The sequence below is a fragment of the Streptomyces sp. DSM 106670 genome (assembly GCF_055792845.1).
Map to the genome: position 1 here is coordinate 2,974,952 of NZ_CM147704.1, position 22,331 is coordinate 2,997,282.

Sequence of the window (22,331 nt, forward strand, 5' to 3'; positions counted from 1 at the left end):
GCTCCTGTCGCGCGCCGTTGCGTGACGTAGGTGAGAAAAGCGACGTACCGCCACGACGCGGGGTTTCCGGTCTGGGTCGACGCTATGCCGCTTCGAGAGTTCCCCGGGACCACATGGGCCATTTTTGACGGCCGGTCCGGAGTCGGAAGATCGCGGATCGCCCGGGTGCTGTGGCACTCCGGGCGGCGGCCGGGGGCTTCGCTGCCCCCGAGGCGTATCGCGCTGATCACGGCACCAGGCTATCTCCCTCGCACCCCACCGCGTCATGAGCTGCTTGTGTACAAAAGAACCCCCCGAACTTTGACACCCTGGACAGTGCGCCGCGCCGCCTTGGCGAACTCCCGGAACCGGGGCAATCTGTCCTTACCGCACGGATTCAGGCCCTGGACACGCCATCGGGGCCACCGGCCCCGAGGAGCCCGCCATGCCGCAGAAGATCCTCATCGTCACCGGCGACGCCGCCGAATCGCTCGAAGTCCTCTACCCATACCAGCGGCTGCTGGAGGAGGGGTACGAGGTCGACATCGCGGCCCCCGAACGCAAGACGCTGCGCTTCGTGGTCCACGACTTCGAGCCCGGCTTCGACACGTACACGGAGAAGCCCGGCTACACCTGGCCCGCCGACCTGTCCTTCTCCGAGGTCGACCCCGGCGCCTACATCGCCCTGGTGATCCCCGGCGGCCGCGCCCCCGAGTACCTCCGCAACAACGCCGAGCTGCGGAAGATCGTCGGCGCCTTCTTCTCCGCGGACCGCCCGGTGGCCCAGATCTGCCACGGCCCCCTGATCACCGCGGCCACCGGCAACCTCAGCGGCCGCACCGTCACGGCGTACCCCGCCCTGGAACCGGACATGCAGAGCGCAGGCGCGACGTTCCAGGACACGGAGGCGGTGGTGGACGGCCCCCTGGTCTCATCAAGAGCCTGGCCGGACCACGCAGCCTGGATGAGGGAGTTCCTGAAGGTACTCCGCTCAAGCCCGTCCGGAGCCCCTTCCAGCCCGTCCGGCGCTTGAGGACATCTTCCCCCCGGAAAGCGCCGCATTTCCCCCGGGAAGCGCCGCACCTTTCAGCCCGCCCAGGCACACCTCCAAGCCCGCCCGGCGCTTGAGGGCATCCTTTCCAGCCCGTCCGGCGCTTGAGGACCGGGGCCCGGGGCAGCGCCCCGAAAACCCGCACCACCGCACCGCACCACACCCGCCCCGCGACCTACGCAGCGAACGTCTCCGCCAACGCCACAGCCTCCCCCAGACTGTCCACCACCGGCACCCCCGCCCCCTCCAGACTCCTCCGACTGTGCGACCCACCCGTGTACAGCACAGCCCGGGCCCCCACATGCGCCGCCGCCACCGCGTCATCGAGCGCATCCCCGATGACCACCGCGTTCTCCGGCGAGAACCCGTCGACACCCCCCGCCCCGGCCAGCGCGGCGAAGTGCCGCTCCATGTGGAGCGCCTTGCTCCCGCCGGACGGCCCCGTACGCCCCTCGACGCGGACGAACCGCGGCTCGATCCCGTACCCCCGCACCACCGGCACCAGCTGCTCGTGCCCGTACATGCTCAGCAGCGACTGACTGCGCCCGGCCCGCTGCCACTGGTGCAGCAGCTCCTCCACCCCGGCGGTGAGACCGCAGGCGGCCCGCTGCTCCGCGTAGTACCGGTGGAAGATGCCGTCCATCCGCTCCCACTCGTCCTCGGTGGGCAGCCGGCCCAGGAACCGCTCGTAGAACCGGGGTATGGGGATCGTGTACATCTCCCGGTACTGCTCCAGCGTGATCGGCTCCAGCTCGACCTCCGCGAACGCGGCGTTCGTCGCCTGGATGACGGCATGGGTGTCGTCGAGCAGCGTGCCGTTCCAGTCCCAGACCAGATGTGTGCGTGTCGTCCCGGAAGTCATACAGAAAAAATACCCGCCGGGTCCGACAACGCCGCCGGCCCGGCGCCGGCTCAGCACCGGCCGCCGCCGGCTCAGCCGATGAGCTGCGGAATCTCCTGGACGCCGAACCAGAGCAGCTCATGGTCCTCCGCTCCGTCCACGGTGAACTGCGCGTCGTCGTCGCCGAGGTCCGCCGCCCCCAGGGCGGCCGCCGCGGCGGCCACGTCCTTCTCCGCGTCGTCGGCGTCCACGTGCACCGCCGCCGCCTTGGCCAGCGGCAGCGCGGCGGCGATCCGCACCTCGCCGAGCGAGGCCGCGCTCAGCCCGTGATCGGGGTCGGCGGCAGCGGACCCGTCCGGTACGTCGACGGCGAGGACGACCCGGCGGCGCACCTCGTCCGGGTTCCCGGCGATCATCCGGAGCGAGGCGGCGGCGGCCCGGTTGAGCGCCGCGTACTCCAGCTCCTCGATGTCGTCGGAGACGTACCACTCGCGCAGCCCGGGCGTCACCGCGTAGGCCGTCAGCGGCCCGGGACCGACCTCGCCCGCACCGTGCGCCGCTGCGAGACCGGAGAGGGTCAGGGGGACGTACACGCGCATGGCAGGTCGCTTTCGTAGAGGGAAACGTCCTCAGGATACGTGGGAGCGTCCCCTTTCGGGTTTCGGCAACCGGGGGCGTCCGTCCACCGCCGACGGCCCGTCACCCTCGCCGTAGCCCTTGTCCCACACGGGTCGAGCCACTGATAGGTGAACCGTGCCGCACCCGTTCACCGCCGAGAGGCCCCTTGCGTCGCTGACGACCGCACCCGTAGAAGATTCCCGACACAAGTTACCGCCCGGTATATACCGGGCCCGGTCAACGGGGGCGACGATCATGAGCACGGACAGGACGAGGCCCGCAGGACGACGCGACCGGAGCGGTCCCCGGTCGGTACCTCCGCAGCGGTCCCGCAGGCTGCAGCCCCACCGGCCGCAGCGGCCCCACCAGTGGTTCGCCGAACGCCTGCTCGCGGTCCTCAGCGGCCAGCGCCCGGTGCACTGGATGCTGGGCCACACCATCGGCGAGGCCTACGACCAGCTCGCCGAGCTGGCCCCGAGCACCCCGCTGGGGGCCGTCCGGGGCAGCCGCCCCGTCCTTCGGCACTGCCGAGGGGCCCAGCCCGCCACGGGCGTGGTCGAGGCGTTCGCCAGCATCACCGCGGGCGACCGGGTCCGGGCGATGGCCTTCCGCCTGGAACAGGGCGCCGATCAGCGCTGGCGCTGCGCCGCGGTGGAGCTGGGCGGTGAGCGCCTCACCGCCGGGGCCCCGGGCCCCCGGTGACCCGTCGGACGCGGCAGGGGCCGGACACCGCGTGGTGTCCGGCCCCTGCCGGGGTACTGCCCGTGCCGCTACTTCTTGCGACGGCGACCGCCGCCGCCGCTCTTCTGGGCCTTGCGGCGCTCGGCACGCGTCATGCCGTCCGAGGAACCGGACCGCGCGCCGTCCTCGTCGCTGGCGAAGTCGCCCTCGACGACACCGCCTTCGCCATCCACCGTGGGAGCGGAGAAGTGGAGCCGGTCCGGCCGCTGCGGGGCCTCCAGGCCCTTGGCGCGGATCTGCGGGGCCGCGGCGGCGCTCTCCTTCTCCAGCGAGGTGCGCTCGGCGCCGTCCTGCACCGGAACCTCCTCGACCTGCTGCTCGACCTGGACCTCCAGGTTGAACAGGTAGCCGACGGACTCCTCCTTGATGCCCTCCATCATGGCGTTGAACATGTCGAAGCCCTCGCGCTGGTACTCGACCAGCGGGTCCTTCTGCGCCATGGCCCGCAGGCCGATGCCCTCCTGGAGGTAGTCCATCTCGTAGAGGTGCTCGCGCCACTTGCGGTCGAGCACCGAGAGGACGACGCGTCGCTCCAGCTCACGCATGATGTCGGAGCCGAGCGTGCTCTCGCGCTCCTCGTACTGCTCGTGGATGTCGTTCTTGACCGACTCGGCGATGAACTCGGCGGTGACGCCCGCCAGGTCCCCGGCCGCCTCCTCCAGCTCCTCGACGGTGACCTTCACCGGGTAGAGCTGCTTGAAGGCGCCCCACAGCCGGTCCAGGTCCCACTCCTCGGCGAAGCCCTCGGCGGTCTCCTGCCGGATGTAGTCGTCGATCGTGTCGTCCATGAAGTGCCGGATCTGGTCCTGGAGGTCCTCGCCCTCCAGAACGCGGCGGCGCTCGCCGTAGATGACCTCGCGCTGCCGGTTGAGCACCTCGTCGTACTTCAGGACGTTCTTACGCGTCTCGAAGTTCTGCTGCTCGACCTGCGACTGGGCGGAGGCGATGGCGCGGGTGACCATCTTGTTCTCGATCGGGACGTCGTCGGGGACGTTCGCCATCGACATGACGCGCTCGACCATCTGCGCCTTGAACAGACGCATCAGGTCGTCGCCCAGCGACAGGTAGAAGCGGGACTCGCCCGGGTCGCCCTGACGGCCGGAACGACCGCGCAGCTGGTTGTCGATACGGCGCGACTCATGGCGCTCGGTGCCGAGCACATAGAGCCCGCCGAGGTCCTTGACCTCTTCGAATTCCGCCTTAACGGCCTCCTCGGCCTGCTCCAGCGCGGCGGGCAGCGCGGCCGCCCACTCCTCGACGTTCTCCACCGGGTCGAGGCCGCGCTGGCGCAGCTCCGCCTCGGCGAGGTCGTCCGGGTTGCCGCCGAGCTTGATGTCGGTGCCTCGTCCGGCCATGTTCGTCGCGACGGTGACGGCGCCCTTGCGGCCCGCTTGGGCGACGATCGTCGCCTCCCGGTCGTGCTGCTTGGCGTTGAGGACCTCGTGCTGGACACCGCGCTTGGAGAGCTGCTGCGAGAGGTACTCGGACTTCTCGACCGAGGTGGTGCCGACCAGGATCGGCTGGCCCTTCTCGTGCTTCTCGGCGATGTCGTCGACGACCGCGGCGAACTTGGCGACCTCGGTGCGGTAGATCAGGTCCGACTGGTCGGCGCGGACCATCGGCCGGTTCGTCGGGATCGGCACCACGCCGAGCTTGTAGATCTGGTGGAACTCGGCGGCCTCGGTCATCGCCGTACCGGTCATGCCGGAGAGCTTGTCGTAGAGGCGGAAGAAGTTCTGCAGGGTGATCGTGGCGAGGGTCTGGTTCTCGTCCTTGATGTCCACCCCTTCCTTCGCCTCGATCGCCTGGTGCATGCCCTCGTTGTAGCGGCGGCCGGCGAGGATACGGCCGGTGTGCTCGTCGACGATCATGACTTCGCCGTCGATGACGACGTAGTCCTTGTCCTTCTTGAACAGTTCCTTGGCCTTGATGGCGTTGTTCAGATAGCCGACGAGCGGGGTGTTCACCGACTCGTAGAGGTTGTCGATGCCGAGCCAGTCCTCGACCTTGGCGACACCGGGCTCATGGATGGCCACGGTCCGCTTCTTCTCGTCGACCTCGTAGTCGCCGGTCTCCTCGATGCCCTTGAGCTGGTTGCCCGCCTCACCCTTGGTGAGACGCGTGACCAGCTTGGCGAAGTCGCCGTACCACTTGGTGGCCTGGTCGGCCGGGCCGGAGATGATCAGCGGCGTACGGGCCTCGTCGACGAGGATCGAGTCGACCTCGTCGACCACGGCGAAGTTGTGGCCGCGCTGGACGAGCTCGTCCTTGGACCACGCCATGTTGTCGCGGAGGTAGTCGAAGCCGAACTCGTTGTTCGTGCCGTACGTGATGTCGCAGGCGTACTGCTCGCGGCGCTGGGCCGGGGTCATGTTGGCGACGATGCAGCCGACGGACAGGCCGAGGAACTTGTGGACCCGGCCCATCAGCTCGGAGTCACGCTCGGCGAGGTAGTCGTTGACCGTGATCAGGTGGACGCCCTTGCCGGAGAGCGCGTTCAGATACGCGGGCAGGGTGCCGACGAGGGTCTTGCCCTCACCGGTCTTCATCTCGGCCACATAACCGAGGTGCAGGGCGGCTCCGCCCATCATCTGTACGTCGTAGTGGCGCTGTCCGAGGACGCGCTTCGCGGCCTCACGGACCGTGGCGAACGCCTCGGGGAGCAGGTCGTCCAGGCTCTCGCCGTCCGCGTACCGTTCCTTGTACTCGTCGGTGAGCGCCCGCAGCTCGGCGTCGGAGAGGTTGACGAAGTCCTCTTCGATGGAGCTGACCTGGTCCGCGATGCGGTGCAGTTTGCGCAGGATCTTGCCTTCGCCTGCACGCATGAGCTTGTTGAAGACGGACACTGAGGCTGGTCTCCTTGCCGGTCGGGCCTGGCACTGGTCGTGTGATGGACTCTGGCGCGGGCACGGCAGGTGGGCCCCACCGCAACGGCCATCGTAAGCGAGGACACCACCGCGTCGGGAGGGCTGCCGTCGCGTGGACCTCGCCGCACCCTTATAGGACAACGGTCCAAAGGCACGGAAGGTGCCGGGAAGCCCGAAAAGTGCTCGCATCGCGGGAGCGGGTTCACAAGAATCGGTCCATGGAACCGATCACGCTCACCACGGAACGACTGCTCCTGAGGCCCTTCGGCCCGCAGGACACGGCCGAGGTGTACGCCGCCTGCCAGGACCCGGAGATCCAGCGCTGGACGGTGATCCCTTCCCCGTACCGCCTCACCGACGCGGAACTGTTCACCACGAAGCTGTGCGCGGCGGGCTGGCAGGACGACTCCGTCTACAACTTCGCCCTGTCCCTGCGGGAGACCGGGACGCTCGTCGGGGCGCTCGGCATCGACCGCCGCAGCCGGCCGGGGACGTACGAGGTGGGCTACTGGTCCGCCAAGGAGCACCGGGGCCGTGGATACGTCACCGAGGCGGTGCTCGGCTCCGCCCGCTGGGCCTTCGCCTCGCTGGGCGCGGACCGGCTGGAGTGGCGGGCCGAGACCGGCAACCTGGCCTCGCGGGCCGTCGCCCTGCGGGCGGGGTTCCGGCTGGAGGGCGAACAGCGGTCCGGGCTGCTCAACAAGGGGGTGCGGCGCGATGCCTGGACGGCGGCCCTGCTCCCGTCCGACCTGGGGCTAGCGGGCGCCCATCCGTACGTCCCCGAGCCGCGCCCGCCCCGGTCCGGCGGAGCCCCCGACTCCGGACGGTGACCCGGGCGGCGCCCCGTGATCCACGGCCGGAATCCGGATCCGGACTGTCAGTGGCGCCGTCTAGGGTTCGACGTATGACGCCTGTGCCTCCTCCCGCAGTCGAACTCTCCGCCGACCAGGCCCGCCGTATCGCGCTGCGCGCCCAGGGCTTCCTGGGGGCCCCGGACCGCCGGGCGGGGGTGCCCGGGGTGCTGCGTCACCTCGGCGCGGTCCAGCTGGACACGATCTCGGTGCTGGCCCGCTCGCACGAGCTGATTCCGTACGCCCGGCTCGGCTCCGTGGGCCGCCGGACGGTGGAGGACGCCTACTGGTCGGGCGGCCGGACCTTCGAGTACTGGTCGCACGCCGCGTGCATCCTGCCCGTCGAGGAGTGGCCGCACTTCGCGTTCCGCCGCCGCGCCTACCGCTCCCGCCCGCACTGGGGCCACGATCTGCCCGACGGTGTGTACGACACCGTGATCAAGCAGCTGCGCGACGAGGGCCCGTTGACGGCGACCGAGCTGGGCGGAGCGAAGAACGGCGGCGAGTGGTGGGACTGGTCGGCGTCCAAGGTCGCCGTCGAGCGGGCCCTGATGTACGGCGAGGTGGTGTGCACCGAGCGGCGCGGCTGGAAGCGGATCTACGACCTGGCCGAGCGGGCCATTCCGGACGCCGTGCTGCACGACGATCTGAGCGACGCCGAGTGCCGGCGGCGGCTGGTCGCGCTGGCCGGCAAGTCCCTGGGCGTCGGCACCCGTAGCGACATCGCGGACTACCACCGGCTGAAGGGCGAGGAGTTCGACGCCGTGGTGGCGGACTCGGGGCTGGTCCCGGTCGCGGTGGAGGGCTGGGCGAAGCCGGCCTGGGCGGACCCGGAGGCCCTCGCCAAGGAGCCGCGCGGACGCCACCGTACGACGCTGTTGTCGCCGTTCGACTCGCTGATCTGGGAGCGGGCGCGCACGGAGCGGATCTTCGACTTCACGCACCGGCTGGAGGCCTATGTGCCCAAGCAGAAGCGGATCCACGGCTACTTCGCGATGCCGCTGCTGGCGGGCGGGAAGATCCAGGGCCGGGTCGACCCGGCGCGCGAGGGCACCACGCTGGTCGCCAAGCAGGCGTCGTTGGCCGGCCCGAAGGCGGTGGCCCCGATGGCCGAGGCACTGGTGGAGGCGGCGGCCTGGGTCGGCTGCACGGACATCCGGGTGGACCGGGTCGACGCCCCGGAGCTGCGCGAGCCGCTCAGGACGGAGATCGGCCACGCGCTCCGGCGTGCCTACCGCTGACCGGCCACCGGCCTTCCGCTACCTGATCTCCAGGATCTTCTCGCGCATGGCATAGACCACGGCTTCCATCCGGGAGTGCAGCTGCAGCTTCTCCAGGATATTGCGGACGTGGTTCTTCACCGTGTTCTCGGAAATGAACAACTCCTTGGCGATATCCCGGTTGTTCATGCCGGTCGCCACGAGTTTCAGCACTTCCAGCTCGCGTTCGGTGAGCCGGGGCGCCGGAACGAGCCGGCGCTCGTCGGTGCGCTGGATCATCGATTTGAACTCGGTGAGCAGCTTGGAGGCCATGGAGGGGCTGATCTGGGACTGTCCGTCGGCGACCGCGCGAATGGCCGTGGCGACCTCGTCGGTGGAGATCTCCTTGAGGAGATATCCGGTCGCGCCCGCCTTGATCGCCTCGTAGAGGTCGGCCTCCTCGTCGCTGATCGTCAGCATGATGATCTTCGCGCTGGGGGCCACCTCCTTGATGGCGGTGCAGGCCTCGATGCCGCCGCGCTTGGGCATCCGGACATCCATCAGAACGATGTCGGGCAGCAGGTCGGCGGCCTTGTCCACCGCCTCGGATCCGTCCCCGGCCTCGCCGACGACCTGGATGTCCTCCTCCTGCGCGAGGACGATCTCCAGACCCCTGCGGAAGAGCGCGTGGTCGTCGACCACGAGGACCCTGATCGGCTCCTTGCGTGAGGCGCCGTCCGCGTCCGTGCCGGCATACGCACCGGCGTCGTCGTCGGAGTCATTCGCATCGCGCACGGGCCCGAAGGTGTCCGCCATCGTTCCTCCCCCTGAGGCCACGGCCTGAAGTGTCGGTCGTTCGCCAACGGCACTTCACAGAACACCGATTGGCTCGGGCCGCCATGATTCCATGCCCGGCCCCCGGCACGGTGGCCCCGTGCCCGTGCGCGGGTGCCCCCGATGGCGTGAAAACGCCCCGGGGGCACCTCGCCGACAGTGGCTCAGCCGCCGAGCGCACCGCCCGCGCCGCCTGCTTCGTCCGCGGCGAGCGGGTCGGTCCTCAGGTGGATGACGCCGTAGTCGTAGGCGTGTCGCCGGTAGACGACGCTGGGCTCCTTCGTCTCGGAGTCGACGAACAAGTAGAAGTCGTGGCCGACCAGTTCCATCTCGTAGAGCGCCTGGTCGAGCGACATCGGTGCGGCGGTGTGGGTCTTCTCGCGCATCACGAGCGGCCCTTCGCCCTGTACTTCGAGCGAGCCGATCTTCGTGGTGGGAACGGGCGCCGTCGACTGGTCGCCGACCAGCTCACCGTCCTCGTCGAACGAAGCGACGCCGGGGACCACGTCCCCGACCTCGGCAGCAGACAGACGGCCGTTGCCACGGCGGCTGTAGCGCTTGTCGTGCTGCTTGCGCAGCCGGGCCTCCAGCTTTCCGGTGGCCAGGTCGAGCGCTGCGTAAGGGTCGCCCGCCGCCGCTTCCGCCCGGATGACCGGTCCCCGGGAGCGGAGCGTGATCTCCACCCGGTCGGAACGGTCGGCCTGACGGGGATTCGGCTCCTTGGACACCTCGACGTCGAGGCTGATCACCTTGCCGTCGAACTTCTGGATCTTGTCCAGCTTCAGCTTCTCGGCCACGTGCTTGCGGAACCGCTCGGGCACCTCGGTCTTGCGGCCCTTGACGACGATGTCCACGCAGAACTCCGTTCCCGGATCGCCCCGCTCAGTGGCGGAGCATCTCCCTTTTGCACCAGGCCCCGGAGATCACCAGGGCCTCGGACTCGGTGGCTTTCGCCTCCTCCTCCCCCGCCGGAAGGGTCGCAACCCCACCGACTTTGCGTGCTTCTCCTACCGGTGAGTTACCTGCCCGAAACCTGATGGTGCATTCATCGAGGTCCGGCATTCACCGTTCCTCACAACCGAACATAGCCTGCGCACCAGGGTCTCGGCACCCGCTACTGGCACGTACCTCCGTTCAGGGGGTATTGCCCTCTCATTACCTGCAACGATGCAGTTTCTCGGTCAGTTCCGGTTTATTTCGAAGGCGGAGGGAGAGGCTGCCACGACCGCCGCCCGGCACCCTCCGTGCACGGAGGGCTCCCGACCGGCGCCACGCGCCTCCCCGACGGCCCGTGCCGCTTCCGCCAGCGTCGATCCCGTCGTCAACAGGTCGTCGACCAGGATCACCCTGCCGTGACGGAACAGCCCGTGCCGGACCAGTCGCCCGCCCTCCGCCGTGAGCTCCAGCGCACCGGCCAGATTCGCCCGCCGCTGCCGCGCCCCGAGACCCGACTGGTCGGCGACCGCGCGCCGCTGCCGCAGCAGCGGGAGCATCCGGGCCGGCAGACCCCGGCGCCGCAGGTCCCGGGCGGCCGTGGCGGCGATCCTGCGCACCGGGTCATGGCCGCGTGCCGCGGTCGCGGAGCGCGCGGAGGGCACCGGGACCAGCAGCAGGGGGCCCGCACCGCCCGGTCGCCCCGTCCCGGCCCGTACCGAACCCGCCAGGGCCCGTCCGAGCGCCCCCGCCAGCCCGAGTACCCCTCGCTCCTTGTGGGCCAGCAGAACCGCGCGTACGGCGTTCTCGTACGGCGCGGCCGCGTACACCGCCGGGAGGCCCGGGGGCCGGGGCGAGGGCCGGACCCGGCGGGCCGGCCCACCGTGCAACGCGGCCGCGCAGGCCGGACACAGCTCGGTGCGCGGTCTGCCGCAGCCGGCGCAGACCACCGGCAGGAGCAGACCGGACAGCTCGTGCCACACGTTCCGCATGACCTCACTGTGCCGGGCCCTCACGGACCCGACCACCCCTGTGGAAAACCCCGGCCGGTCCGGGCGCGCTCCCGGATCAGCCGGGGTAGACCAACGACGTGCCCTGCTTGAGAACCGTCTGCCAGTTGTCGCCCGGCGAGAGCTTCACTATGCCGTCGCCGACGGTCTCCGCCATCAGCGGAAGCAGCTCGTCGTCGGCCGCGGCGACCGACTGGACCTGGTTCACCCCGGGCAGCGCACCCGAGGCCGACGTGGAGCCGTCCGCCTGCACATAACGCACCTGCTGGACGCCGCCCTCCTCCTTGCCGACCACCACCAGACGGCTGCGTCCGGACCAGGAGATGGCCGTGACATCCGCGAGCTGCGGTGCGGCCTGGCGCAGGTCCTCGACCGAGATCTCTGGCGTCACCGAGGATCCCCGGCGCTCGACCCGGCCGATGTTCAGCGTCGTGTGGCCGTCCTTCGTCAGCAGCAGGGCGATCCGCACCCCGTCCGCGGACATCCGCAGCTCCTCGATGCGGGCGCCGTCGAGGCCCGGCACCCGGACCTCCTGCGGCTCGCCCGCTCCGCCGGCCAGCCGCAGCAGCCGGGAACCGGCCGGATCGCGGTCGGCGACCCACAGATCGCCGCGGCCGTCCCAGCTCGGCGGCGACAGCCGGTCGGCGGCCTTCTTCGCCGCGCTGGTGACGAGCGGCTCGGCCAGCTCGCCGTCCGCCTCCAGGGAGGACACGTAGAGGTTCTGCCCGTTGGCGGAGACGGCGGCGGCCCGCTTCTCGTCCCGGGCCACCCCGACGGCGCCCATCGGAACGGCGCCCACGCCGAGCGGACCGGTCACCGGCTCGGGCGTCCCGGTGCCGTCGGTGGCGCCGGGGATCCGCTCCACCTGGCCCTTGTCGTTGATGAAGTACTGGCTGTCGGCCCCGTCGGAGCCGTGGTCGGCGGAGAAGCCCGGCGCGTCGTCGGCGTCCAGCGCGCAGAGCTTGCCCTCGCCGCCCTCCAGCTCCACCCGCTCGACCCGCGCCGAGGTCAGGTCCCGGAGCGTGAAGAGCACCTGGGCGGCCATCATCCGGCAGGCGCTCCGGCTCGCCTTGTCGGCCTTCTGGTTGAGCGGCACCTTCAGGACGTTCTGATCGTCGGGCGCCAGCGCGGTGACGCCCTTGCGCAGCGCGGTCCCGGTCGGGAACCGCGAGTCGACGACGGGCCGCAGCCAGTTCGTCGGCCCGGCGAGCAGCGTCCGGACGGTCTGGGTGGCGGTGTCCATGCGCGTGACCGGATCCGTACGGTTGCGTACGTAGACGGGGTCCGCGACGAGCGTCGACCGGCCGTTCGTACGCCCGGTGGCGAAGTAGTACTTGTTCACGGAGCGGTAGAGGCGCTTGAAGTCGGACTGCCCGAGGACCAGGCCGTCCGGCACGACGTCGATGCGCCACTCCTGCTTCCCCTCCGCCACCTTCTCCAGCACCAGGTGCAGGGTCTGGGAGTAGTCGGTGGGCGCGAGCGGCTGGTAGGAGCTCTGGGCGTCGACCGCCGCCACCTTCTCGCCGGTCAGCGTGTAGGTGGTCTCCCGGTCCCGGGTGGCCCGGTTGTCCTCGTCGTGGAGCAGGGGGCCGCTGCGGTTGGGGGCCTGGGCGAGCACCGTGGTGCCGCCGCTCGGCTGCCAGGTCCGCCGGGCGTCGGCGCTCAGATACTTCCGCGTGGTCGCGAACGCGGGATCGTCGCTGGTCATCGACTCCAGGAAGCCGTCGACGATCTCGCTGGGCGGCGCGCCCTCCCGGGGCGCCACCGCGTACACCTGCACCTGGGAGTCCCCGGGCTGCGAGGCGTCGACCGCCTTGACGTCCCCGGTCACCGGCATCGAGCCGCATCCGGCCAGCACGACGATGCCGCAGGCCAGCAGCGCGGACATCCGCACCGCCCGTCCGTGGCCGCCCGGACGGCGGTCAGTACCCACGAGTGGTGTCCTCCTGGTCGGAATTCGTTACGCCGTCGGCCGCGCGCCCACCGGGACGCTCCTGGGCCGGGCGCGTCACGACACGTGCTCCGTTGCCGGGCAGCGCGGCGGGGTGCACCGACGAGGGGGCGGCGGTGCGGACGGCGGGGCCGCGGCCGGGCACGGGCAGCGGCGAACGGTCGCCGGCCCCGGGCTGCGGCGGCACCGACATCAGCCGGTGGTCGTCCGAAGCGGCCGCCCCGGCCTCCTCACGCTCCCGGTTGTCCCGGTTGCGCCGCGAGTCCTCGGGCTCCAGCGGTATCGGCGAACCGCGCAGGGGCTCGTCCGCCGTACGCGGCAGGGTCAGCCTGAACTGGGAGCCGCCGCCCGGCTCGCCCCAGGCCTGGAGCCAGCCGCCGTGCAGCCGGGCGTCCTCCACGGCGATCGAGAGGCCGAGGCCGGTCCCGCCGGTCGTCCGGGCGCGGGCCGGGTCGGCACGCCAGAACCGGTTGAAGACCCGGGTCGCCTCGCCGGGCTTGAGCCCGACCCCGTAGTCCCGGACGGCCACGGCGACCGCGCCCTGTGCGACGCCCATCCGCACCACGACGTCCCGGCCCTCGCCGTGCTCGACGGCGTTGACGACGAGGTTGCGCAGGACGCGTTCGACGCGGCGGGCGTCGGCCTCGGCTATCACCGGCTGGTCGTCACCGATCACGAGGATCCGGCTGCCCTTGCGCTCGGCGAGCGGCTCGGCGCCGCCGATCACCCGGTGCACCACGGTCCGCAGGTCTATCGGCTCGGCCTCCAGGGCAGCGGCGCCCGCGTCGAAGCGGCTGATCTCCAGCAGATCGGCGAGCAGCGACTCGAACCGGTCGAGCTGGTCGCCCAGCAGCTCGGCGGAGCGAGCGGTGACGGGGTCGAAGTCGGCACGCGCCTCGTGGATGACGTCGGCGGCCATCCTGACCGTCGTGAGGGGGGTGCGCAGCTCGTGCGAGACGTCGGAGACGAAGCGCCGCTGCATCCGGGAGAGCTCCTCCAGCTGCTGGATCTTGAGCTGGAGGTTCTGGGCCATCTTGTTGAAGGCCTCGCCGAGCCGGGCGATGTCGTCCTCGCCGGTGACCTTCATGCGTTCCTGGAGCTTGCCGGCGGAGAGCCGCTCGGCGATGCCCGCCGCCATCCGCACCGGTGTCACGACCTGCCGCACCACGAACCAGGCGATGGCCCCGAGCAGCACGACGACGAACAGCCCGGCGGTCGCCAGGGTCGTCTTGACCAGCGTCAGGGACTTCTCCTCCTGCGTGAGCGGGAAGAGGTAGTAGAGCTCGTAGGGGTGCTGATCGATGTCGTAGAGGCGCTTGCCGACGACGAGCCCCGGCTGCGACTCCTTGCCGTACGAATACCGGATCAGGGAGTACGTCTGGAAGGCGCCCTGCCCCTTGCCCACGTCCTGGCGCAGGCGCTCGGGCACGCTGGACGCCTCGACGCTGCCCGAACCACGTGGGGCACGACTGCTCGCACCCTCGGTGACCGAGTCCGCGCTGAGCGCGACCACGTTGAAGGCGTTCTTGCCGCCACTGGCGAGCTGGTCGACGAGTTCGGTGCGCCAGGAGGTGCTGCCGGTCATGCCGTCGGTGCCGTCGCTGCCCTGCCCACCGGGGGCGAGGGGAGCGTTCGCCTTCTCCTGGGCCGCGGCGAAACCGCCGGCGGCCTGGGTCTGGGCGGCCTTGCCCTTCGCGTCGAGCAGGCCGTTGCGCACCTGTCCGATGACGACGAAGCCGAGCAGCAGCACGACCCCGATCGACATCAGCAAGGTGCCGGCGACGACGCGAAGCTGCAGGTTGCGCCGCCACAGACGGACGGCGGGCAGCAACGGACGGCGTACCCACCGCATCAGCAACCGCGGTACGGGCCCGCCGGGCGTCCGGTCCTCGAACAGCCGGCCGCCCTGCAGGAAACGGCTCATACGTGACGCCTTCCGTCCCGGGCCGGCAGCCCGCTCCGTACGGACTCCCGGCTCCCCGGGCCCCGGAGCAGCACTGCCTCCGGCCATCTCAGCTCGGTCCGGCCTTGTAGCCGACGCCTCGGACCGTCACGACGATCTCCGGCCGTTCCGGGTCCTTCTCGACCTTGGAACGCAGACGCTGGACATGCACATTCACCAGGCGGGTGTCGGCCGCGTGGCGGTACCCCCACACCTGCTCCAGCAGGACCTCACGGGTGAAGACCTGCCAGGGCTTGCGGGCGAGCGCGACCAGCAGGTCGAACTCCAGCGGAGTCAGGGCGATGGACTGCCCCTCCCGCTTCACGGAGTGGCCGGCCACGTCGATGACCAGGTCACCGATGGTCAACTGCTCCGGTGCGGGCTCTTCGGACCGCCGCAGACGTGCCCTGATCCGGGCAACCAACTCCTTAGGTTTGAACGGCTTGACGATGTAGTCGTCGGCCCCTGATTCCAGGCCGACCACGACATCGACGGTGTCGCTCTTGGCAGTGAGCATGACGATCGGCACACCGGACTCGGCCCTGATCAGCCTGCACACCTCGATGCCGTCCCTTCCGGGCAGCATGAGGTCGAGCAGCACCAGGTCCGGCTTGGCCTCACGAAATGCGGCCAGTGCCTTGTCGCCGTCCGCTACGAACGACGGCTCGAAACCTTCTCCACGCAGCACAATCCCGAGCATCTCGGCCAGTGCGGTGTCGTCGTCGACGACAAGGACGCGTCCCTTCATAATCGACATCATCCCATTCTCGTAACGGTGGCGAAGATCCAGGTGAGAGACCTCACTGACCTGTGACGATAGTCGTATGAGCCCGCTACTGTCTGCTGCCATCCGTCTACGTTGATGTCAGTCATGGATGTCAGGCTCGGTCGCACACCGGTTGTGCCTGCCTGACAGCGGACCGCAACCTTTCGCCTCATGCGAGGGCTGCGGCAGGGGGGCTGCTCTGCTGAGGGATGGTGGGCTGGCTGCTGGCCGAACGATGCATCGTCCAGTGCTGGGCGAGCCACTTGATGTGATCGGCGGTGACGGCGACCGTAAGCGGGGCGTCGTGGAGCTTGGCGTAGTCCGGGTAGGGCTTGAGGTCGTCGTGCAGGTGCAGGGTCTTGGTCTGCGGGTTGACGGCGATCAGCCCCAAGTCGAACAGGCGGTGCAGGTCGCGGCGCAGCAGCAGGCCGCCGCCCTTGTGGTGCTTGCCATTGGCTGCGTAGCTGTACAGGTGCGCCGCCTCCAGCGCCTGCACGGGGGCCGGCCCGGTGAAGGCACACATGTTGCCGAAGGTCCCCAGCAGCTGCTTGCGGAATGCGGGCTGGCCCTTGCGTACGCGGATGGTGGCGGTGCCGTGGCCCCCCTGGATGGTGTCGTGGGCGGTGTCGATCACGCGCAGCGGCAGAGGCACGGAGCCGTGAGTGAGGGCCTGCTTAAAGTCATCCCAGCGCAGTTCCCGCAGACTGTTCTGCGACTTCGGCTTCACGCACAGGGCGCGAAGTTCCGGTGCCACCAGCGTCCCGCGTGCCGGGATCCAGCCCGCCTCGTGCCGGCTGCGGTAGGTGACGACCGTCTTGTCCTTCCAGCCGGCCGTATCAGACTCGTGCTTGCACTCGCCGTTCCAGCACACGAAGCGCGGCATCTTCTTCTTGCGCTCGGCGACATCGGCCTTCCCGCACTTGAGACAGTACGGAGTCTTCTTCTCGGCCTGCCCCGTGGCGATGTCCTCGATCACCGACAGGCCCACCAGCTCGGTGGAGTCCCACAACGCGATCACGTCACCGACCTGCACGGTGGCATGGTTGGGCACCGTGTCGTCCCAGCTGTAGTGAGTGGCGGGGCTGTCGTCGTACCCCTCACCGATCCGCTTGCTACCGTCCTTCGCCAACATCAACCAAGCCGCCACGCGTCTCCTCACGCCGCCATACCAGTAGGGACCACGCCATGCTGCGCCTGCGCGAGCTGGCAGTGGAGATCAACGCTAGCGACAACCACTGACATCGAGGCGTGGGCGTCCGCTGCCCGATTGGCACCGGCGACTGCTCGGACCGTCTACCCGAGAAACCCTGCGTCTTCTTGCGCAGGAAGTGGCGCGATGACTCCCTGACGTGCAGTGAGACCGTTCAGACCTCCCCTGACCTGCGGCCGAGCCGTCGATGGCTGTCAACGTTGTTCAACGCCGAGCACCCTTCGACGGCCCCCAGACGGCCCGTGGAGTCGTCAGCGCATGGTCGAGATCAGCGCCAACAGTCCGGTCAGGGCAGCGATCAGAGCTGCCACCGCTTGGATGAGAGACGCACCCAACTCCCAGGCACGCCTGCGCACCTGAGGCTCAGTTTCTGTGCCCTGAGCGGTCCGCCAAGGCTCAGTAGTTGTGCTTGGGGTAGGCACCTTGATACCTTGAGACGTATTGCTAAGTAATACAGGATCGTGGTGGTGACGGTTCGTCGTCATGGCTACTCCTGATTAGTCTTCAGCGCTTGCGACTCCCTGCCCGGTTGTCTCGCAAGCGCTACGGGCGTTTCCTACCTAACCCGCGATCGTACACGACCGCCACCAACTCCCGCAGGCTGGCTATCTGTTCCCCTGCGGTCACGAGGCCGAGAACGGCGACTGTTCCGACCTCAACCCACCACTCGCCCCGGCTCCCATCCCGTCCGCCTTCGACCCACACACCGTGGAGCGGTCGTGGTTCAGGGCGTCAAGGTGGAGCGCGCCACTGTACGAACGACCTTGACGCCCTGGGCCGCGACTGCTCGGCTCTGCCTGGGTCGAAGGTGGTCGGGATGGGAGCCCCACAACGCTCGCCCCGCTCCGGCCAGCACTCGCGAACGGTGCCCCATCCCATCCCGGAGTCTGAGCGCCCCCGCCGGAGCATCCCTCTTGAAGCCGCGGGCTTGGTTCTCGACTCATGCCCCGGGCCTACACAGCGGGCGCGCGTCGGCGGCGGCAGCGCCGAGCGGGCCGAAGGCAGGAGCGCGGGCGCAGCCAGAGCCGGGAAGCGCGCCCGGCGGAGCGGAGCGCAGCCGGGTGCCTTGATGAGGTAGAGAAACCTGTAACAACTCCAGGCGACGTGAGTAGTCAGGTGCCCGGCTGGGGGCTAATCGCCTGGGCGATGGCGTGCATGGAGTCGGTAACCGCTTCGGCTCCTGCCTCGACGAAGAGTTGGTGCTTGCGCGGTTTGTTGGCGAAGCCGATGGCTGCACTGCCGATCGCGTGGGCGGCCTGGATGTCTGTCAGCGAGTCGCCGATCAAGGCGCACAAGGAAACGTCAACGTCCAGACGTTCAGCCGCTGCGATCAACGAGTGAGGGTTCGGCTTCATCAGCTCCGGATGCCCTTCGGGCCTTCCAACGATCGTGAGCACGTGTTCCGACAGCCCATGTCGATCAAGGAACGCCTTCACAGCCTCCGCAGAGTTGTTACTCACCACAGCCGCCCCCCTCCCAGATGCTCGAACCGCCTCCAGAGAGGCAACGGCTCCGGAAACCGGATCTCCAGCAACCCCTACAGCCTCTACCTCGGCTGCGGTGAGCGCCCTCTCGATTGCTAGTCCAGCGGCATCATCTGCTTCGTGCGTCAGTCGCAGGACCTCCAAAGGGTCATCAAGGCCGGACAGCTTCCCTTCCAGCTCTGGGTTGCCTTCGGCTGCAAGCCTGGAGAGATCCCTTGCAACCTGGTCCGCCGGCCGCCCCGCGAAGACATCGCAGATAGGACCGTCGAAGTCGAACAGCACCACCGAGGCTCCGGCGAGTGCCGCGTTCAGGTCGTCAGTGTCCATCGAGATCGAATCCCCTCGCGATGGTGTTCCACACGCTGTCGAACCACATGCCGGCCTGCTGGACCTGCTGCGTGCCGCTGGACGATTCGCCGTCGTTCACGGAGTGGTGGAAGAGAACAGTGTCCTTCCCTACCAGGTCATAAATCTCGATGGGCTCCCCCTGGGCCACGACCTTGTTGGGCTTGATCGGGTAGTACCCGAAGAACGCGTCAGCTCCGTTGATCACGTACAGCTTGAAGAACTGCGTGCCGCTGTGCACCCGGACATCGACGCTCGTGTCAGGGACTAGGCCCAGGTGACTCAGCTCCGCCATTGAGTCACGGATGCTGCGCGCATAGCCGGTCATGATCTCGTGCATGCGCAAACGGAGGCGTTCGTCGTCACCGCAGTCCTCGCGACGGACCGGGGCAGCCTGGGGAACTGCCATATCCGGAACGAGTATGCGGACCTTGATGCTGGACGGCGTCAGCCTGCCGATACGGATCTTGTCCAACGGCTCTTGCAGAGCACCGTGCAGGGTCTCACTGGAGAATCCCGCGAAGTCGATAGTGACGTCGGTGGCGGCGAACGCCTGCTCGACGTAGGGACGGAGCCCTGCCGGCCGTTCCGTTCGGTTACGGACGAAGACTCCGCTGCCCTTGCGAGAGACCACCAATCCCTCGTCTTCGAGGTCCCGCAGAGCACGCTGGATGGTCGCGCGCGCGAACCCGTAGTGCTCCGTCAACTCCTTCTGCGACGGCAGCTTTTCGCCTGGGCCGATCTTCCGTGTCCTGATCGCCGCTCCGAGGCTGCTTGCAACCTGCTCGTAGGGCGGTCGGTCGTCGTCTGGGTCGAGAGGATCGGGGACGAAAGTCATAGGGCGATGGTACGCGGAAGGTCCGACATTGGGACAGCCAGGATAGCCAGGTGTTGACATGACTAGCCATGCTGCTTACGTTAGTCATGCAGCCAAGAAGGCTAGCCAAGTCAGTCACCTCTGTCTGAGGAGCAATCTCATGCCGTCCTTCAAGATCGATGTTTCGACCGCTGTCGTGTTCGTCGCGACGCCTCCGACGCCGAAGCTCGTGAGCAAGCAGACCGGTGAGATCGCGATCGACCGGGAGACCGGCGCCCCGCTCGCGACGGTGGGCCTGCTGGTCGCGGACGAGGGCGAGGGCAACCTCTACCAGGTGACCGTGCCGAACACGGGCGTCCCGGAGAACCTGGCCCCCGGCACCCCCGTCACGGTCGTCGGCCTCAAGGCCCGGGACTGGGAGAACACCTTCAACGGCCAGACCCGGCACGGCATTTCGTTCCGCGCGGTCGCCGTGACCCCGCTGGGGGCCTGATCATGTCGGACCTGTCCACGGTGATCGAGGTTGCGGGGGCCTTATCGGCCGCCGGCGGTCTCGGTTACGCGAAGGCCCGGTCTCCTCGGGTGTTCTGGTCGCTGGTCGGTGCCCCGGTCGCCCGGGTCCGCTTCTCGGTGACGTATCGGGCGACGATGGATGTATGCGGGCTGACGGTCCAGCCGTCCCGCCTGCGGGCGTTCATGGTCCGCAACGTCGCCCGCCGGCAGGACGTCCAGCCGGTTCCCCCGCAGGTCCGCCGGGTCCGCTACTCCTCGACCGGCATGCGGGCGACGCTTCGCCTCCCGGCCGGTCTGGAGCCCGCCGACGTCTCCGCCGCCTCCGAACGGCTCCGCCACGCCTGGGGCGTCCACTCCGTCCACGTGGTCGAGGTGAAGCCTGGGTTCGTGGAACTGCGGATGACCGGGTATGACGTGCTGCGCCGGGTGAAGATGCCTCGCCGGCTCCCCCGCAACACCACCGCCGGCCCGCTCGTCGTCCCCGTCGCCCTGCGCGAGGACGGCACGGCGTTCGTCCGGGACTACAAGAAGGTCCCCCACGCCCTGACGGTCGGTGCGAACCAGTCGGGCAAGTCGATGTATCAGCGCAACCTCATCTCCGGTCTCGCCAAGCTCCCCGTCGGCTTGGTAGGGATCGACTGCAAGCGCGGGGTGGAACAGCGCGGGTACGCGCCCCGCCTCTCCGCCCTCGCGGTCACCCCGGATGAGGCGGACGGGCTGCTGGAAGCTCTCGTTGGTGAGATGGAGGAGCGCTTCGACCTCCTCAGCTCTCATGGCGTCCCGGACATGTGGGGTCTGCCGGCGAAGGTGCGCCCGGTGCCGCTGGTGGTCCTGGTGGACGAGGTCGCGGAACTCTTCCTCGTGGCCGCGAAGAAGGACGAGGAACGGCGGGACCGGATGGTGATGCGGATGATCCGGCTCGCGCAGATGGCCCGCGCAGTCGGGATCTTCCTGGAGGTCTGTGGGCAGCGCTTCGGCTCCGACCTCGGCAAGGGCGCGACCGCCCTTCGCGCTCAGCTCACCGGGCGTGTGGTGCACCGGGTCAACGACAAGCAGACCGCCGAGATGGCGCTCGGGGACATCGCCCCCGAAGCCGTCTTCGCCGCCACCACCATCCCGCCGGACCGTCCCGGCGTCGCCGTGGCCGGTGACTCCTCCGGCGGCTGGTCCCGCATCCGCACGCCCGCCATGACCCCCGCCCAAGCCGTGGCCGTCTGCCACGAGTTCGCGCACTTCACCCCGCACCTCGCCGCTCTGGCACCGTTCCGGCCGGCCGTCTCCGCCCCGGCCCCGGGCCCGTCGCTCCTCAAGCCCCGCCCGGCGACCGGCTAACTCCCTTACCAGTAAGCCAAGTTGGCGTGACTGTCTCGCGCCAGGTCCCTACCCCGCCCATGCCCGGAACCGGAAGGAACCACCGCCATGGCCACCAAACGGACCATCAAGCCCTCGAAGAACGCCCCGCCCGCGCCGGCCGTGTGCTCGCCGTGTGACGGGTCCGGGATGGTCGCCGCCACGGTCCGCGTCGGCCGCAAGCGCCGCCCGGTCGGCCAGCAGGACGGCATCTGCCTCAACTGCCTCGGCTCCGGCACCGACCCCGACGCCTGAACCCCCTCCCCGCTCCGGTGCCCGGCGGCGGCCCGATCCCCGCCCGGCACCGGCCCACCCCTGAAAGGAGGTGACCCCCGTGTCCCGCATTCGAATCGACGCCGTACTCGTCCAGGCCGTGATCGCTGGTGCTCTGTCCTTCGCGCACCTGCATGACCTGGCCGAAGCGGCAGGTCAGGACGGTTGGAAAGCCTGGGCCTACCCGGTCAGCGTCGATCTGCTGTTGGTCGCGGCCTGGCGTCGCATGCGTACGACCGCCGACAACCGCGCCGCGTGGGCCTGGTTCGTCATCGCACTGGCCGCGTCCCTCGGTGCGAACGTCGCCACTGCCGGACTCCTCGACCTGGGCGACGTTCCGGCCTGGCTGCGCATCCTCGTCGCCGGCTGGCCCGCTCTCGCCTTCCTCGGCGGCACCCTCCTCGTCCACACCCCCACCGCCGCGCCCGCCGACCCGGACCCCGTCCCGGCTGCCGCACCGCCGGTTGCCCCGGCCGCCGAACCGGTCCCGGACGTGACGGTGGTACGGGCTCCCGATCCGGCTCCGGAGCTTCCGCCGGCACCGGCCGCCGAACCTGCCCCGGTGTCTGTTCCGACTCCTGCCCCGGCGGCTGTTCCGCCGGCGCTGCTCGATCACGCCCGGAAGCTCTCCGACGCCCACCAAGCCACGACCGGTGCCCGGATCGACTCGGCCACCCTGCGCGCCCGCCTCGGCGTCCCCGCACCCCTCGCCGACGCCATCACCGCCCAACTCGCTTAACCCACACGGAGGTTCAT

The 22,331-nt window shown here is 69.5% G+C and carries 20 protein-coding genes; 8 read left to right on the forward strand and 12 right to left on the reverse strand.

From position 1 onward, the window contains the following. Positions 1–424: 424 nt before the first annotated feature. Positions 425–1,012 (forward strand): DJ-1/PfpI family protein, encoded by a 588-nt coding sequence (locus ACSMXR_RS13125; protein WP_381849210.1) that lies wholly within the window; start codon positions 425–427, stop codon positions 1,010–1,012. A 193-nt stretch (positions 1,013–1,205) separates the two neighbouring features. On the opposite strand, the gene ACSMXR_RS13130 is transcribed toward ACSMXR_RS13125, so the two are convergent. After that, positions 1,206–1,892, reverse strand: a complete 687-nt coding sequence (locus tag ACSMXR_RS13130) for an HAD family hydrolase (protein ID WP_473171927.1) — start codon at positions 1,890–1,892, stop codon at positions 1,206–1,208. A gap of 71 nt (positions 1,893–1,963) precedes the next feature. After that, positions 1,964–2,470: a DUF6912 family protein gene (locus tag ACSMXR_RS13135; RefSeq protein ID WP_137233635.1), complete on the reverse strand. Its 507-nt coding sequence runs from the start codon at positions 2,468–2,470 to the stop codon at positions 1,964–1,966. Between the two features lie 274 nt (positions 2,471–2,744). Here ACSMXR_RS13135 and ACSMXR_RS13140 point away from each other — a divergent pair, with 274 nt between their 5' ends. Next, positions 2,745–3,191 (forward strand): Rv3235 family protein, encoded by a 447-nt coding sequence (locus tag ACSMXR_RS13140; protein WP_086777913.1) that lies wholly within the window; start codon positions 2,745–2,747, stop codon positions 3,189–3,191. Between the two features lie 68 nt (positions 3,192–3,259). Here the strand turns inward: ACSMXR_RS13140 and secA are convergent, their stop codons facing one another. Then, complete coding sequence (gene secA, locus ACSMXR_RS13145; RefSeq protein WP_137233633.1) at positions 3,260–6,076, reverse strand: preprotein translocase subunit SecA; 2,817 nt, start codon at positions 6,074–6,076, stop codon at positions 3,260–3,262. A 239-nt stretch (positions 6,077–6,315) separates the two neighbouring features. Between secA and ACSMXR_RS13150 the strand changes: the two genes are divergently transcribed. Together ACSMXR_RS13150 and ACSMXR_RS13155 are read left to right on the forward strand one after the other, a co-directional pair. Continuing rightward, positions 6,316–6,927 carry a GNAT family N-acetyltransferase gene (locus ACSMXR_RS13150; RefSeq protein ID WP_473171928.1) on the forward strand — a complete coding sequence of 204 codons (612 nt, stop codon included), beginning with the start codon at positions 6,316–6,318 and terminating at the stop codon, positions 6,925–6,927. Positions 6,928–7,001: 74 nt separating this feature from the next. After that, positions 7,002–8,189: a winged helix-turn-helix domain-containing protein gene (locus tag ACSMXR_RS13155; protein WP_473171929.1), complete on the forward strand. Its 1,188-nt coding sequence runs from the start codon at positions 7,002–7,004 to the stop codon at positions 8,187–8,189. Positions 8,190–8,207: 18 nt separating this feature from the next. Here ACSMXR_RS13155 and ACSMXR_RS13160 read toward each other — a convergent pair whose 3' ends face one another. From ACSMXR_RS13160 to ACSMXR_RS13200, 9 genes are all read right to left on the reverse strand, one after another. Next, positions 8,208–8,963 (reverse strand): response regulator, encoded by a 756-nt coding sequence (locus ACSMXR_RS13160; RefSeq protein WP_137233630.1) that lies wholly within the window; start codon positions 8,961–8,963, stop codon positions 8,208–8,210. A 182-nt stretch (positions 8,964–9,145) separates the two neighbouring features. After that, entirely contained in the window at positions 9,146–9,835 is a 690-nt protein-coding gene (hpf, locus tag ACSMXR_RS13165; RefSeq protein ID WP_381908540.1) for a ribosome hibernation-promoting factor, HPF/YfiA family, read from the reverse strand. A gap of 327 nt (positions 9,836–10,162) precedes the next feature. Continuing rightward, positions 10,163–10,906 (reverse strand): ComF family protein, encoded by a 744-nt coding sequence (locus ACSMXR_RS13170; protein ID WP_381849204.1) that lies wholly within the window; start codon positions 10,904–10,906, stop codon positions 10,163–10,165. Between the two features lie 76 nt (positions 10,907–10,982). Then, positions 10,983–12,818 (reverse strand): LpqB family beta-propeller domain-containing protein, encoded by a 1,836-nt coding sequence (locus ACSMXR_RS13175; protein WP_473172373.1) that lies wholly within the window; start codon positions 12,816–12,818, stop codon positions 10,983–10,985. Between the two features lie 28 nt (positions 12,819–12,846). Then, a complete protein-coding gene (gene mtrB / locus ACSMXR_RS13180; RefSeq protein WP_137233628.1) occupies positions 12,847–14,886 on the reverse strand; it encodes an MtrAB system histidine kinase MtrB in 2,040 nt (679 codons plus the stop codon). A 1-nt stretch (position 14,887) separates the two neighbouring features. Beyond that, positions 14,888–15,577, reverse strand: a complete 690-nt coding sequence (mtrA, locus tag ACSMXR_RS13185) for a two-component system response regulator MtrA (protein WP_007448372.1) — start codon at positions 15,575–15,577, stop codon at positions 14,888–14,890. A 175-nt stretch (positions 15,578–15,752) separates the two neighbouring features. Next, positions 15,753–16,730: an HNH endonuclease gene (locus tag ACSMXR_RS13190; protein WP_473171930.1), complete on the reverse strand. Its 978-nt coding sequence runs from the start codon at positions 16,728–16,730 to the stop codon at positions 15,753–15,755. Positions 16,731–17,905: 1,175 nt separating this feature from the next. Further along, positions 17,906–18,604: an HAD family hydrolase gene (locus ACSMXR_RS13195; RefSeq protein WP_175467398.1), complete on the reverse strand. Its 699-nt coding sequence runs from the start codon at positions 18,602–18,604 to the stop codon at positions 17,906–17,908. Continuing rightward, entirely contained in the window at positions 18,594–19,460 is an 867-nt protein-coding gene (locus tag ACSMXR_RS13200; protein ID WP_030854925.1) for a GntR family transcriptional regulator, read from the reverse strand. Before ACSMXR_RS13200 ends, ACSMXR_RS13195 begins: the two co-directional genes overlap by 11 nt. Before the next feature lie 139 nt (positions 19,461–19,599). On the opposite strand from ACSMXR_RS13200, the gene ACSMXR_RS13205 reads away from it, so the two are divergent. The 4 genes from ACSMXR_RS13205 to ACSMXR_RS13220 all read left to right on the forward strand — a co-directional run bounded on the left by ACSMXR_RS13205 (position 19,600) and on the right by ACSMXR_RS13220 (position 22,314). Continuing rightward, positions 19,600–19,932 carry an SCO3933 family regulatory protein gene (locus tag ACSMXR_RS13205; protein ID WP_007452857.1) on the forward strand — a complete coding sequence of 111 codons (333 nt, stop codon included), beginning with the start codon at positions 19,600–19,602 and terminating at the stop codon, positions 19,930–19,932. A 2-nt stretch (positions 19,933–19,934) separates the two neighbouring features. Then, positions 19,935–21,284, forward strand: coding sequence for an FtsK/SpoIIIE domain-containing protein (locus ACSMXR_RS13210; RefSeq protein ID WP_473171931.1), 1,350 nt, complete (start codon positions 19,935–19,937; stop codon positions 21,282–21,284). 87 nt (positions 21,285–21,371) lie between these two features. Beyond that, entirely contained in the window at positions 21,372–21,557 is a 186-nt protein-coding gene (locus tag ACSMXR_RS13215) for a hypothetical protein (RefSeq protein WP_401215209.1), read from the forward strand. A 79-nt stretch (positions 21,558–21,636) separates the two neighbouring features. Continuing rightward, positions 21,637–22,314, forward strand: coding sequence for a DUF2637 domain-containing protein (locus tag ACSMXR_RS13220; RefSeq protein WP_473171932.1), 678 nt, complete (start codon positions 21,637–21,639; stop codon positions 22,312–22,314). The last annotated feature ends 17 nt before the right edge of the window (positions 22,315–22,331 follow it).